Below are 13,323 nucleotides of genomic sequence, written 5' to 3'. Positions count from 1 at the left end.
GCACGCCGTGAATAGTTCTCTGAAAATGAAGGAAACCAAAGTGCGCGGTGTATTGCCGCGCATCGAACAGTGGTTGTTCACTCATCGCCTGCTGACGTTGTTGAGTTTGGCGGTGTTCACAGCGGGCATGGCCTGGTTTGCCGTCCAGTTACGCATGGAAGCAGGATTCGAAAAGCAGCTACCCATTGGCCACGAGTACATCTCAACCTTTGAGACGTATCGCAACGACTTGCTCGGTGCGAACCGGCTGACCGTGGTGGTAAAGGCTCGTCAGGGGACGATCTGGAGCCAGGCAGGGCTCAAGCGCCTTTATGACGTCACTCAGGCGCTGATTTTCCTGCCGAACGTATCGCGCAGCAGTGTGCGTTCGTTGTGGACGCCTAACGCGTTCGTCAACGAAATCACCGAAGAAGGTTTTCGTGCCGATCCGCTGGTGCCGGGTACGGTGACGCCCGAAAGTCTCGATGAAACGAGCATGGCGATGATCGCCAACTCGACGGCGCAGGGTGGCTTTATCGGAACGCTGGTCGCTCGCGACCAAAGCAGCGCAATGATCACTGTCGATCTCAACGAATTCGATGCTGACGGCCAGCGCCTCGACTATGTGGCCTACAACCATGTGCTTGAGGAGAAAATTCGCAATCAGTTCAAGGATAAGGACTTCGAGATCCAAATCATCGGTTTCGCCAAGCAGATCGGTGACATTGCAGTAGGTGCCTCGGCGGTGCTGGAGTTCTGCCTATTGGCATTGCTGCTGACGGCCGCTGCGGTGTACTGGTATTGCCATTCGCTTCGTTTCACCTTGCTGGCGGTGGGTTGCTCGCTGGTGTCACTGATCTGGCAGTTCGGCGCCTTGCGTTTGCTCGGCTATGGACTGGATCCGCTGGCAGTGCTGGTGCCCTTTCTGGTGTTTGCCATCGGGGTCTCCCATGGCGTACAGCAAATCAACTTCATCATTCGCGAGATCGCCTGCGGCAAGTCGGTGGAAGGAGCGGCACGCGCCAGTTTCAGCGGCTTGCTGATTCCCGGCACGCTGGCGTTAGTCACTGCATTTGTTTCGTTCGTAACGCTATTGTTGATCCCGATTCCAATGGTTCGGGAGCTGGCAATCACTGCCTCGCTCGGGGTGGCGTTCAAGATCGTCACCAACCTGGTGATGCTGCCGATCGTGGCATCAATGCTACGGGTAGATGCCGGTTACGCCGCTGCCGAGGAAATTTCTCGCCAGCGCCGGGCTCGTTGGTTACGCGGTTTTGCCCGATTGACCGAATGGCACAACGTCCGGTGGGTGCTGGGTATGGCCGTGCTGATATTTGTCACCGCGGCCTGGCAAAGCCACGATCGGGTGGTTGGCTCCCTGCAGGCCGGGGCGCCTGAACTGCGCGAGGATGCGCGCTTCAATCGTGATGCGGTATCCATTGCCGGCAATTACGACATCGGGCTGGATTGGCTCAGTGTGGTCTTCGAAGCCCAAACTGACGCCGGCGCAAACGCTTGTGAAGACGTTGCCCTTGGTCAGTATCAGGATCGATTTGTATGGGCTATGCAAGGTGTACCAGGTGTGGTGTCGGTCACCTCGTTCTCTAACAGCCTGCGGCAGTTTAACGAGGGCTATAACGAGGGCAACCCGAAAATGAACGCAGTGCCCATCGACCCGACCAACTACTCGTCGATGGCCGCCGAAGTAGCTCGAGTGCCAGGGATGATGCGTCCCGATTGCAGCATGACGGCGGTGCATCTGTTCCTAGCCGATCATAAAGCGACGACCACTCACCGCGTGATTGCCGCCGCCAAGGCATTCCGTTCTCAGTTCATTCAGCCGGGCGTGAGCATACGCCTGGCTTCCGGTAACGCTGGCGTGATTGCGGCGATCAACGAAGAGGTGGAACGCAGCGAGCTGCCCATGATGCTTTATGTCTATGCAGCGATCGCTCTGTTGGTGTTTGTCGTCTATCGAGACTGGCGCGCGGTGTTGGTCTGTTGCCTACCGCTGACACTGGGCACCTTCATCGGCTACTGGTTCATGAAAGAGCTGCAAATCGGTCTGACCATCGCCACCTTGCCAGTCATGGTGCTGGCCGTCGGCATCGGCGTGGATTACGCCTTTTATATCTACAACCGTCTGCAACTGCACCAGGCTCTCGGGCAGCCAATTACCAAAGCGGTCGAGCACGCGTTGCTGGAGGTAGGCGTCGCTACGATCTTTACCGCCATCACCTTGGCGGTGGGCGTCGCCACCTGGGCGTTTTCCGATCTTAAGTTCCAGGCCGACATGGGCAAGCTGCTGGCCTTCATGTTCCTGGTCAACATGATCATGGCCATGACAGTTCTGCCTGCATTCGCCGTCTGGCTTGAACGAATGTTCCCACGGCGTCGTCCAGTGCGCTTGATTGGCTCTCTGGTGCATTGAGGAGATCCCGATGCGAAATCTGATTGCTTTACTCGTTCTAATGTTATCGGCGTTATCGCAGGCTTCGCCCTTGCCGACCGTACCTGCAGCAAAAACTGCCAACGCCAGTGCCGCCACGCTGTTGAGTGTTGCCTGGGCTGGGGAGCGGACCGTTGCCGTCGGCGATCACGGGGTGGTGTTGCTGTCGGACGACCGAGGCCAGCATTTCCGTCAAGCGACATCCGTACCGGTGTCCACGCCTTTGACCGGTGTGTCCTTCGTCGATGCCAGACAGGGCTGGGCTGTCGGTCACTGGGGTGCAATTCTCGCCACCAGGGACGGAGGTGAGAATTGGCAAGTTCAACGCTTGTCCAGTGCAGAAGATCGGCCATTGTTTGCGGTGCACTTTTTCAACCCGACCCAAGGTGTCGCGGTAGGGCTGTGGTCGCTGGTGCTGACAACCGATGACGGCGGAAAGACCTGGATCGAGCAAAAAATCGATGCGCCTCCCGGAGCGAGTCGTGCCGACTTGAATCTGATGGGACTGTTTGCCGATGGAGCAGGGCATTTGTACGCAACTGCGGAACGCGGCCAGGTATTGCGCTCCGATGACCAGGGCAAACACTGGCGCTATCTGGATACGGGCTACAGCGGCACGTTGTGGACAGGGGCCGTGCTTGGCGACGGTTCACTGCTGGTGGGCGGGCAACGCGGCACCTTGTTGCACAGCTCTGCAGACGGTTCGAACTGGCAGCGCGTACCGTTGCAAAGCAAGAGTTCAGTCACAGCCATAGATGTTTCCGGGCGAGCAGTGATTGCGGTAGGACTCGACGGTTTGATGGTTCGCAGTGACGACGGTGGGAGCAGTTTTCACGAGCAACCCAGCAGCGACGGTGTTTCTCTCACCGCGATCCTGCTCAACAGTGACACTTCACCGATTCTGTTTTCACGGCGAGGCGTCGTCCCTCAACGCTGATGCCATCGATATGTCGGAAGATAGGTGCCAGCCCGCTTTCCGGCATTTCAGCGCGAAAAAACATCTAGAACCCTGCTGATTTTCGGCCGGATTTTCCGTGCCTGGAAGGCTGCCATTTACGTTTCGAACAATAAACATAACAAGTGTTGCGTTAAATAATTTTGCTTGTTAGAGTCGATTGCAAATAACAAGACGCAGAACGCTGCAAAGCGCAGCGACCTGCGATTTCGATGGAGGTACTCTGATGATCTCGCTCAAGTCGACACTTACCCTGCCAGCCGCCGGACTCTCCGGATTCGAAACACCGCTGACAGAAGAGGAGGCTGCAATACAGGCCTCCGTCCACCGCTTCGCCAAAGAGGTGTTACGCCCGCTGGGTCGAGAGCTGGACCGGATGACCCCGGAAGAAGTCGTTGCCCCGGGCTCGCCTTACTATTCGTTGTTCGGCGAATTCGCCAAGCTCGGTCTTGACCCGGCACTGTTGGCGCAGTTACCGCCGGAAATGGCAGTGCGGATCGAATCTCTGATAGGCGAAGAACTCGGCTGGGGCGATGCAGGCCTGGCTGTCTCGCTGGGTTGCGCCGACTTCCCTCTGCAAATGGCCATCGCCGCTGGCAATGCCGAGTTGGTCGAACTCTGCCAAGGCCGGATCGGCTGCTGGATGGCCACTCAACCTGATCGTGGCAGCGACAACCAGATCTTCGACATGGCGCGAGACTGGCCGGCAGGTAAGCTCGGCAATATCGGCAATCTGACCGCTAAAGTGGTCGGCGATGAAGTGATCCTCAATGGCCAAAGCTCCGCGTGGGTCTCCAACGGAGCCATTGCACAGGTTGCACTGGGCTTGATGTGCGCTGATTACGGCGACGGTTTCTACGATGAGAACGGCCGGCCGCACGGTATTGCGCTGATTATCCCCCTCGACCTCAAAGGCGTGTCCAAAGGCAAGCCCCTGGACAAGATCGGGCAGCGTTCCTTGCCCCAAGGCGAAATCTACTTCGACAGTGTACGAGTGCCACGTCGCTTCGCTATTGCCGAGCGCGACCAGTACTACGGTGCTGTCAGCTCCTCCTGGTCCTTCGCCGGCACCCACATGAGTCAGGTGTTCACCGGTGTCGCACGTGCCGCCTTCGAGATGGCGCTGCAGTACTGCCATGAGCGCCGCCAGGGCGGTCATCCATTGATCGATCACCAGATGACCCGTCTGCGCCTCGGCGAAATGTTGCGTCGGGTCGAGGCAGCGCGTGCGGTTGCCCGACGTTCGTTGAGCTTCGCGCGCCTGTCGCCGCAAACCCACCCGTACGCCACAGCCTCCGCCAAGGTCACGGTGACCGAAGAGGCAATGGCCGTTGTGCAAGAGGCTTTCCGCCTGTTCGGCGGCAATGGCACCACGCGCGAATACCCGATCGAAAAACTGCTGCGCGACACCCAGTCGTCATTGATCGAGGACGGCGAAAACCGGGTCCTGACCATGCGACTGGGGCTGCTTGCCCAGCAGCTGTATGCCGAAGGCTGGGCGAACAACTGACTCTGCAGATTCACCCGACATCACTCATCCAAAAACAACAAATGAGGTAAATCCCGATGGCCAAATATCCAGTAGTTGTCTACGGCGCCAGTGGTTACACCGGCATGCTGATCATGGATTGGTTGATCGACCAGCACATCCCGTTCACCGCCGTAGCTCGTAACGCTGCTCGTGCTCAGGAAATGATGGCGCAACGCGTTGTCGGTCTGGAGTCGGCGACCTACGAAATCATCGAGTGCCCACATGAGGTCGAGGCTTTGGTTTCGGTATTCAAAGGCGCGCGCGTGGTTTGCAACACAGTCGGCCCATTCATCAATTTTGGCCTGACCGCCGTTGAGGCGGCCTTGAAGGCTGGCTGCCATTATCTGGATCCGGCCGGAGAGCAGGCGCACATTCGCGCCTTGCGCGATCAGTTCGGCGAGCTGTATCGCCAGGCCGGTCTGCTGCTGTCGCCATCGCTGGCATATATGTACACCTACGCCGAAATAGCCGCCGAGCTGGCCCTGGAAACTCCGGGCGTCGATTCGCTGGAAACCGCCACACTGACTCGTGGCCCACGCACCGGTGCCGCCGGGGTGACCGTCGGTTCAACGGCGACCATCTTCGAAGGCGTCCGCTATCCCGGGGCCTACCTGTGGGAAAAGGAACTCGTGCCTTATGCACCGAACGCCAGCTTCAATGTGGTTTGTCCCGATCTGCTGGAAGCGGTGTTTTGCCTGCCTTGGGGCGGCACCTCATTGCCGGTGTTCTTTGAGGATGATGGCCGTGTCCGCAGTTGCATGTCCTGTGTCGGCTTCTACGACAACCCGGTAATGAAAATGGTCCACGGCCTGGGTGAGAAGTGGGAAGCGGAATACAAGCACTTGCCTAAGGAGCAGCAGGACGCGGTGATTCAAAGCCTCGTTCAATCGACCACTCCAAGCATGCCACCGCGTGAACGCAGCACCTTGCAACGCACCGTCGACTTCGCTATCGGTCGCGGTCAACTGACGGCCGTGCGTGCAACCGTGCATGGCATCACGCCTTACATCGCCACTGGCGCCTTGCACGCTGCGGCCGTGGTCAAGCTGTTGAATAACGACACCGCCAAGACAGGTTTCGCTTCGGCCTCCAAAGCCTTCGGTCATCGCTATCTGCTGGGCTTCCTCGAGCAACGTGGTCTGGCCCGCGCAACCGTTACTCAACTGTGAAGTGACTGACATGGCGATTATTGATTTCTTTGACCGTGGCTGGCGGATCAATCCGCATGGCGCGGCGTATATCCAGGACGATCGGGTGTTCACTTTTACCGAAGTCCGCAACCTGTCATGCCGGATCGCCAACGCACTGTTGGCAGCCGGTTTGCCCAGCGGCACCAAGGGCGCCATCTGGTCTGCCAATGATGCAGTGGCGTGGACCTGCACCTTGGGGTTATGGCGCGCCAACCTTTGCTGGATTCCTGTTGGTGCACGCAACAGCGCCGAAGAGAACCGTCACGTGCTCGACGCGTTCGACTGCGAAGTGCTGTTTTTCCAGAAAGAGTTCGCGCCGATCATCGACGCGTTGCGTCCTGGCCTGCCGAAAATTCGTCTGTGGATCTGTATCGACGAGCACCTGCCGGGGGCACCGTCGCTCAAGTCCTGGATCGATGGTCAGCCGGTCACGGCACCGGAGGTCGAGTATCAACTGGACGATGTCGTGGCACTCTCGCCAACCGGCGGCACCACCGGGCTGCCGAAGGGGGTGATGAACACTCATCGCAGCATCCAGACGTTCTGCGCACACTTCATGATCAATTTCCCTTACGGGGATGACCATCCGCCAGTCAACCTGGCGGCGGCGCCGATGACCCACACCGCTGGCACGCTGTCGCTGCCGTGCACCTCGCGGGGCGGCACGGTGGTGATCATTACCAAACCGGATCCGGCGCTGATGCTGGCAATGATCCCGAAGTACAAGGTCACCGAAACCTTTTTGCCGCCGACCGTGATCTATCGACTGCTGGATGTGCCGGATCTGGCGCAGAAGGTCGATTTCAGTTCGCTGAAGTATTTCCTGTACGGCGCGGCGCCGATGTCGGTGGACAAACTCAAGCAAGCCATCGAGACCTTCGGCCCGGTCATGGCCGGTGGTTACGGCCAGACTGAAGCCCCAGCCTCGATCTCCAACCTGCCGCCCGCCGAGCATCTGCACGGTGGACGCCTGGCATCGGACGAGCGTCTGTCTTCGGTGGGCCGGCCCAATCCGCTGGTGCGCGTGGAAATCCTCAGCGACGCCGGGGACATCCTCGGCCAGGGGCAAACCGGCGAAATCTGTGTGCGCGGCGATCTGGTAATGAAGGGGTACTACAAGGACCCGCAGAAAACTGCAGAAACCATCATTGATGGCTGGCTGCACACCGGCGACATCGGCCACGTGGATGCGCACGGCTACCTGCACATTACCGACCGCAAGAAAGACATGATCATCTCCGGCGGATTCAACGTTTATCCCAGCGAAGTCGAGCAAGTGCTGTGGAGTCATCCTGCGGTGCAGGACTGCGCGGTCATCGGTGTGCCGGATGAGCAATGGGGCGAGGGCGTGAAAGCCGTGGTTGAGTTGAGCGCCGGGCTTACCGTCACCGCCGAGGAGTTGATCGAGCTGTGCAAGAGCCGGCTCGGCTCGGTCAAGTCGCCGAAAACCGTGGATTTCATTGATGCATTGCCGCGCAGCCCGGTCGGCAAGGTGCTGAAGAAAGATCTGCGTGCCCATTACTGGCAATACGTTGACCGGCGTATCTGAGGGGAACGATCTGATGGAACCTATTTACATCGCCGGCATTGCCATGACCGAGTTCGGTCGCCACCTGGAACGCAGTCTCCAGGATCTAGCGCTGGAAGCTTTGCAGGGCGCACTCGCTGACTCCGGCGCCTTGCGCGCTGATATCGGTGCGGTGTTCTACGCCGGCATCACCAACGGTCATCTGCAAGGACAACTGTCGATTCCCGGGCAGGTGCTGTGCAGCAAGATCGGCCTCGAAGGGGTGCCGGTGTACAACGTCGAAAACGCCTGCGCCTCGGGCAGTACTGCGGTTCATCTGGCAGTGCAGAGCTTGCGCTCGGGGGCTACCGACGTGGCCCTGGCGTTGGGCGCGGAGAAAATGAACGTGCCGGACAAGGCGCGGGCGCTGGCCCTGTTCGAAACCGGCTGGGACGTTTCCACCGCCGAGGAAAACTACGCGACGCTGGTGAAAATGGGCGAGGGCATCGTGGTGCCGCCAGGCTCGGAATCCGATCGTCCGTACAGTAAATTCATGGCCATTTATGCTGCCATGTGTCGCTGGCATATGAAGACCTATGGCACCACTCAGCGGCAGATTGCGGCGGTGTGTGCCAAGAACCATCAACACTCGGTGCACAACCCTTATTCGCAATTTCGCAAGACCTTCACCATAGAAGAAGTTCTGGCGGCGCCTCCAATTACCTATCCGATCACATTGCCCATGTGCGCGCCGTTGTCCGACGGTGCGGCCGCCGCGATCCTTTGCACCGAGGCGGGACTCAAACGCATTGGTGCCGATCCAAAACGTTGTGTGCGAATCGCCGCCAGCGTGATCCGCAGCTTCACCCTGCGCGGGCTCGACGAGCCGCACAAGCACGTCAGCCTGCTGGCGGCGCGTGAAGCCTACGAAATCGCCGGCCTCGGCCCGCAGGACATGCACGTGGCCGAGGTACACGACGCCTCGGCAATGGGGGAAATCATCCAGTCGGAAAATCTCGGACTTGCACCGCTGGGAGAGGGTGGGGTTTGTGCAGAACGGGGCGATTTCACTCTCGGTGGCCGTCTTCCGATCAATACCTCCGGCGGCCTGGAATCCAAAGGTCATCCACTTGGCGCGACGGGGATCGGGCAGTTGTACGAGTTGGTCACCCAATTGCGCGGGGAGGCCGGGCCGCGTCAAGTCCACGGCGCGCGGCATGCCATCCAGGAAAACGGTGGCGGTCTTCAAGGTGTCGAGGAAGCAGCAGTCGCTATTCACATCCTGAGTCGATAGGAGCGCATCACATGTCCATGGCCTATCAAGCACAAGAGTTGGAACGCCATTTTGCAGGCGGACATTTCCGTCGGTTGGGTGGCTGGGTCGAAAGTCCGGTTGATCTGCAGCCAGAGCTCGAAGGCGATGTAAGCGCGGACGTCATCGTGATCGGTGCCGGTTTCGCCGGGCTGTCCACCGCCCTGGAGCTTACGGCGCTGGGAGCGAAGGTAATTATTCTCGAGCAGGAGTTTGCCGGTTTCGGTGCCAGCGGTCGGAATGCCGGTTATCTGGGCGGGAGCATCGGCATTGAGTTCGAGTTGTTCTTGAAACGTGTCGGCAAGGAAAAAGCGCAAAATATCGTCAGGTTCTATGACGAAGCGGTCGCCTACGTCGAAGGTCGACTGCGCGAACTGGGGATCGACTGCGACTACAACGCCTCGGGCATCATCAGGGCGGGGATCCATCCGTCGCAAGAAAAGAGGCTGCGCAAAAGCATGGCCGTGGGCCACGAATTGGGTTCGCAAACCGAGTTTCTGGATCAGGCACAAATGCGCGCGCGGGGGATTCCACCGGCCTTTCTGTTTGGCTGTCTGCAACGCCACGGCGGTACCCTTGACCCTGGCAAATACGTAATGGGCCTGCGCCGCGCTGCACTCCAGGCGGGTGTGAGGCTGTATGAAAACACCACGCTTGAGTCGTACTCCGACGGGCCGACGATCACCTGCCGGACGCCACGCGGGCGGGCGAGCGCGCCAATAGTGGTGCTGGCCACCAATGCCTATACGCCGCAGCTCGGTCTTTTGCGCGACAAAGTCGTACCGTTTCGGGTTTCGGCGGTCGAAACCGAGCCATTGACACCACAGCAGTTGGCATCGCTGGGCTGGGCAGGGCGGGAAGGGTTGACCACGCCGCACCTGGTGATGGAAAGCCATCGCCTGACCGCACGCAATACACTGCTGATGACCACCAAACGGCTGGGTTATGCCTACGGCTCGAAAACCCCGAACATTCCCGATGAGGTGACCTACCGCGCGTTGCAAGACAACCTTGGCGTGCGTTTCCCGACGTTACGCGGTGTCGGCATTCAAGCGTGCTGGAGTGGTTACGTCAGCATGGCCTACGACGCGTTGCCGGTGGTGGGCGAAACCGGGTCCCACCACAACATTCTCTACACCGCGGGTTGCTCCGGACACGGTGTCGCCTCGCAGTCGCTGATCGGCCATTTGCTGGCAGAAAGAATCGGCGGCATCGAGCATCCGCTGCTCGCCGCGCTGCGGCATAAAACTCCGAAAACCCTGCCCGAACCGCTGCAGTGGTGCGCCGTGAATGTGGCGCTGGAGGGAGCACATCTGCTGGACGAATACACCAACCGCAAAGTTGTGCACCCTCATGTCTGACGGTTGAGGTTATAGAACCAACACGCTGATTTTCCGTGGTGAAGCTGACCTTGGAGTCCTGGGGCCGGCAGGCGTTCGCCTGCAGAAAGACAAACGAATGTTTGCGTTCTCGTCACCACTTTTTTACTGCCGCACCCACGCTCGGCCACGGGCGTTCAATCCAACAATAACGTGATGTGAGGCATCGAACATGAGTACTGACGCCCCTCCCGATCTGAAGCGAAGACAATTACTCAAACTGGCCGGTGTAACCGCCGCCGTAGGATCGATCGGTTTGAACCTTGGCCTGGCCAATGCCGCCGATGCGCTGCAAAAGGACAGCTCGGACGATGTATTTGATGTGGTGATCATTGGTGCCGGCCTGGCTGGTTTGACCGCCGCCCGTGATCTGCATCTGGCAGGCTGTGAGTCGCTGCTGGTGCTTGAAGCGCGTGATCGTGTCGGCGGCCGCACCCTCAATCATGACTTGGGCTCCGGCTACATCTCCGAAGCCGGAGGTCAGTGGATCGGTCCAGGACAAACCGCCGTAGCGGATCTGGCCCGTGAGCTTGAGGTCGGCACCTTTCCCAGTTTCTATGACGGGGAAACCGTGATCCTCGGGGGCGATGGACGTGTCGCTGTCGATTTGAAAGGCACCTTCGGTACCGACGAAAGCGTCTCGGCAAAACTCAGCGAGCTGTCGCGTGATGTGCCGTGCGGTGCGCCATGGAAATCCCCCAAGGTGGCCGAACTGGACAAGCTCTCGGCGGGCGACTGGCTCGCTCAGCAAAACATCAAGCCGGAAGATCGCGCAGGGTGGAATGCCAGCTTCCTCCTGACCTGCGGTGTCACGCCGGCGAAGATGGGCTTCTTGCATTTTCTGTCGATGATCAATTCGGCCGGCAGCGAATACATGCGGCTCGATTCGATCAAGGATAGCGCGCAAGGCACGCGGATCGTCGGCGGTTCACAGGTTCTCAGCAGCAAAATGGCGCAATTGTTGGGCGACAAGGTTCGCTTGTCGTGCCCAGTGCGCAAAATTGCTGACTGGAACCGCGACATCGTCAGACTGCAAACGGATCAGGGCGAGATCCGCGCCCGCCGGGTGATCATGGCGATTCATCCCGCGCTGTGCCAACGCCTGCAATTCGATCCACCGCTGCCCGAAGCTCGCGCCGCCCTGCAGCGGGCCTGGCCAGCGCACTCGCCGGCACGCAAGACCGCAATGGTTTACCCGCGGCCTTTCTGGCGTGACAAGGGCTTGAACGGCCACATCATTCAGGTCGGTGGGCCAGTCATCTGGGCTTACGACAACTCGCCGCCAAACGGCGAAATCGGCGTGATCAATGCATTCATTTTGAATGCCGCAGCCCCCACCGACCCCGAAGCCGCGAAGCGTGTGCAGACCGAAATCTATGCACGCGCCCTGGGGGACGCAGCGCTTGAGCCGGTTTCCTACCACGATCACGACTGGGCGCATTTCGACCCGTGGACCATCACGTGCGTGTCGCCGATTCCTCCCGGTTTCTGGTCGACACATGGCGAGGCACTGCGTCCGCCGTGCGGCAATCTGTTCTGGTCGGGCACCGAAACCGCTGACATCTGGGCAGGTTACATGGACGGCGCCGTGCGCGCCGGACGCCATAGCGCCTTGCAGGTGCTCAACGCGTTACGTCGGGCATAGGAGGCGGCAATGAAAAAAAACATAGCGCTTGGCGTCATCGCGCTCATTGCGGTGCTGGTGGTGGTTTTCGGCCGTGATCTGCTCGACTTATATCGGCTGCAGACTTACATCACGACCTCCACGGAGGCCTATCAGGCCGAACGCGGAAACTGGCCACACCTGACCGATGCCTGCACCGGTTGCCATGGCAGCCACGGTAACTCGCTGAACCCGACGTATCCGAGCTTGGCCGGGCAACCCGCCGCGTACCTGTCTGCCCAGTTGCGCAACTTTGCAAGTGGGCAACGGCTCGCTCCCAACATGGGGCCGCTGGCGATGACCCTGAGCCCGGATGAAGTTGATCTGCTGGCGAAGTTCTACGCCCGGCAATCGGTCGTTGCTCATGCGGCTGTCAGCCCTGACGAGGGGCTGAAGGACCAGGGCAAACAACTGGTGCAAACCCGAGGTTGCACCGCCTGTCATGGTGCCCAACTGATGGGCCACGACACCTTCCCGCGCCTGGCTGCACAAGGTCAGGACTACCTTTTGGCCCAGCTCAACGCTTTTGCCAGCAGCGAGCGCATTGAGCCAAGTGGCGCGATGCAAGCCATGGCAGCGGCGCTGTCTGCGCAGGAGCGCCAGGCGATTGCTGCTTACCTGGCTGCACTGGTTCCTCAATCCCGTTAACCCATCAAATTTTCTGTCAGCTGTACCGAGGCTATCGTTATGGAACCGAGAAATATTGTGCTGTGCCTTGCCTGTTTCTTGCTGCTTGCCAATGGTCTGACCTTTGGCATCAGGTTTCTGAAGAAGAGAAACCTGCTACTGGCTCTGGAGTGGTTTGTGGTTGCCTTTTCCGCGACAAACTTCCTGATCTTTTTCCTGACAGGATCGGAGCATGCGTACCTGATTTCATACTTCTGCGACGCGTTCTCCAGAGCCTTCGGGATTCCGATTATTACGGTGCTCGGGCTGATGGCGGTAACGCATGCCTACAAGCCCTCGATGGGCAAGGAGCTCATGATGTTTGCCGGCGCTCTGCTGGGCACACTCGCGTTGATCTCGACCAAGGTTCTGGTCACGCTCCTGCCGTATTTCTACGTGCTGATGTGGGTGATGTTTTCGGTCTACCTGGTGTATTTCGCAGTACGCCTTGCAAATGTCGGAGAGTCGCTACACGCGATCGGTGTGATGATTGGCATGCTCGCCTCACTGACCATTGCGTGCATCTACGATTTCTACAAGATCCCCGGCGACGACAGCAATGTGCTGCTCAACTTCTACGTGCTAGCACTGACGACCTGGGCTTATCTGCTGGTGCACCTGTATTACGCGTATTGCGCGCTGGAGCGCGCGAAGGGCGCAATGGCAGTTCTGCAAACGCGCTGAGGAGGATA

General features: G+C 59.3%; 10 protein-coding genes. All 10 read left to right on the top strand.

Translation table 11 applies throughout. From position 1 onward, the window contains the following. The first annotated feature begins 7 nt into the window (after positions 1 to 7). Positions 8 to 2,410, top strand: a complete 2,403-nt coding sequence (locus QRN46_RS16190) for an efflux RND transporter permease subunit (RefSeq protein WP_285355862.1) — start codon at positions 8 to 10, stop codon at positions 2,408 to 2,410. Between the two features lie 10 nt (positions 2,411 to 2,420). Further along, the gene (locus tag QRN46_RS16185) at positions 2,421 to 3,365 is read left to right on the top strand and encodes a WD40/YVTN/BNR-like repeat-containing protein (RefSeq protein ID WP_201818591.1); all 945 of its coding nucleotides are present in this window, start codon (positions 2,421 to 2,423) and stop codon (positions 3,363 to 3,365) included. 244 nt (positions 3,366 to 3,609) lie between these two features. Further along, the gene (locus QRN46_RS16180) at positions 3,610 to 4,893 is read left to right on the top strand and encodes an acyl-CoA dehydrogenase family protein (RefSeq protein ID WP_011334160.1); all 1,284 of its coding nucleotides are present in this window, start codon (positions 3,610 to 3,612) and stop codon (positions 4,891 to 4,893) included. 56 nt (positions 4,894 to 4,949) lie between these two features. Further along, positions 4,950 to 6,083: a saccharopine dehydrogenase family protein gene (locus QRN46_RS16175; RefSeq protein ID WP_011334159.1), complete on the top strand. Its 1,134-nt coding sequence runs from the start codon at positions 4,950 to 4,952 to the stop codon at positions 6,081 to 6,083. A 10-nt stretch (positions 6,084 to 6,093) separates the two neighbouring features. After that, positions 6,094 to 7,653 carry an AMP-binding protein gene (locus tag QRN46_RS16170; RefSeq protein WP_285355858.1) on the top strand — a complete coding sequence of 520 codons (1,560 nt, stop codon included), beginning with the start codon at positions 6,094 to 6,096 and terminating at the stop codon, positions 7,651 to 7,653. A gap of 13 nt (positions 7,654 to 7,666) precedes the next feature. After that, on the top strand, positions 7,667 to 8,905 hold the full coding sequence (locus tag QRN46_RS16165; RefSeq protein ID WP_074690583.1) for a thiolase family protein: 1,239 nt from the start codon (positions 7,667 to 7,669) through the stop codon (positions 8,903 to 8,905). Positions 8,906 to 8,916: 11 nt separating this feature from the next. Next, positions 8,917 to 10,284: an NAD(P)/FAD-dependent oxidoreductase gene (locus QRN46_RS16160; protein WP_074690584.1), complete on the top strand. Its 1,368-nt coding sequence runs from the start codon at positions 8,917 to 8,919 to the stop codon at positions 10,282 to 10,284. A gap of 190 nt (positions 10,285 to 10,474) precedes the next feature. Next, entirely contained in the window at positions 10,475 to 11,947 is a 1,473-nt protein-coding gene (locus QRN46_RS16155; protein ID WP_285355854.1) for a flavin monoamine oxidase family protein, read from the top strand. 9 nt (positions 11,948 to 11,956) lie between these two features. Then, positions 11,957 to 12,613: a c-type cytochrome gene (locus QRN46_RS16150; protein ID WP_103385266.1), complete on the top strand. Its 657-nt coding sequence runs from the start codon at positions 11,957 to 11,959 to the stop codon at positions 12,611 to 12,613. A gap of 39 nt (positions 12,614 to 12,652) precedes the next feature. Continuing rightward, the gene (locus tag QRN46_RS16145; RefSeq protein WP_011334153.1) at positions 12,653 to 13,315 is read left to right on the top strand and encodes a hypothetical protein; all 663 of its coding nucleotides are present in this window, start codon (positions 12,653 to 12,655) and stop codon (positions 13,313 to 13,315) included. Positions 13,316 to 13,323: the final 8 nt, after the last annotated feature.

Origin of the sequence: Pseudomonas sp. lyk4-R2A-10, assembly GCF_030209075.1 — a bacterium.
In the GTDB taxonomy this organism is placed as follows: Bacteria; Pseudomonadota; Gammaproteobacteria; order Pseudomonadales; family Pseudomonadaceae; genus Aquipseudomonas; species Aquipseudomonas glycinae.
Note: the sequence above shows the minus strand (reverse complement) of the source record. Positions and strands in the feature narration are given on the sequence as shown.

Excerpts from the sequence above, each read along its gene's own strand:
- QRN46_RS16185 (WP_201818591.1), top strand. The coding sequence starts at position 2,421 with ATGCGAAATCTGATTGCTTTACTCGTTCTAATGTTATCGGCGTTATCG.
- QRN46_RS16180 (WP_011334160.1), top strand. The coding sequence starts at position 3,610 with ATGATCTCGCTCAAGTCGACACTTACCCTGCCAGCCGCCGGACTCTCC.
- QRN46_RS16175 (WP_011334159.1), top strand. The coding sequence starts at position 4,950 with ATGGCCAAATATCCAGTAGTTGTCTACGGCGCCAGTGGTTACACCGGC.
- QRN46_RS16170 (WP_285355858.1), top strand. The coding sequence starts at position 6,094 with ATGGCGATTATTGATTTCTTTGACCGTGGCTGGCGGATCAATCCGCAT.
- QRN46_RS16165 (WP_074690583.1), top strand. The coding sequence starts at position 7,667 with ATGGAACCTATTTACATCGCCGGCATTGCCATGACCGAGTTCGGTCGC.
- QRN46_RS16160 (WP_074690584.1), top strand. The coding sequence starts at position 8,917 with ATGTCCATGGCCTATCAAGCACAAGAGTTGGAACGCCATTTTGCAGGC.
- QRN46_RS16155 (WP_285355854.1), top strand. The coding sequence starts at position 10,475 with ATGAGTACTGACGCCCCTCCCGATCTGAAGCGAAGACAATTACTCAAA.
- QRN46_RS16150 (WP_103385266.1), top strand. The coding sequence starts at position 11,957 with ATGAAAAAAAACATAGCGCTTGGCGTCATCGCGCTCATTGCGGTGCTG.
- QRN46_RS16145 (WP_011334153.1), top strand. The coding sequence starts at position 12,653 with ATGGAACCGAGAAATATTGTGCTGTGCCTTGCCTGTTTCTTGCTGCTT.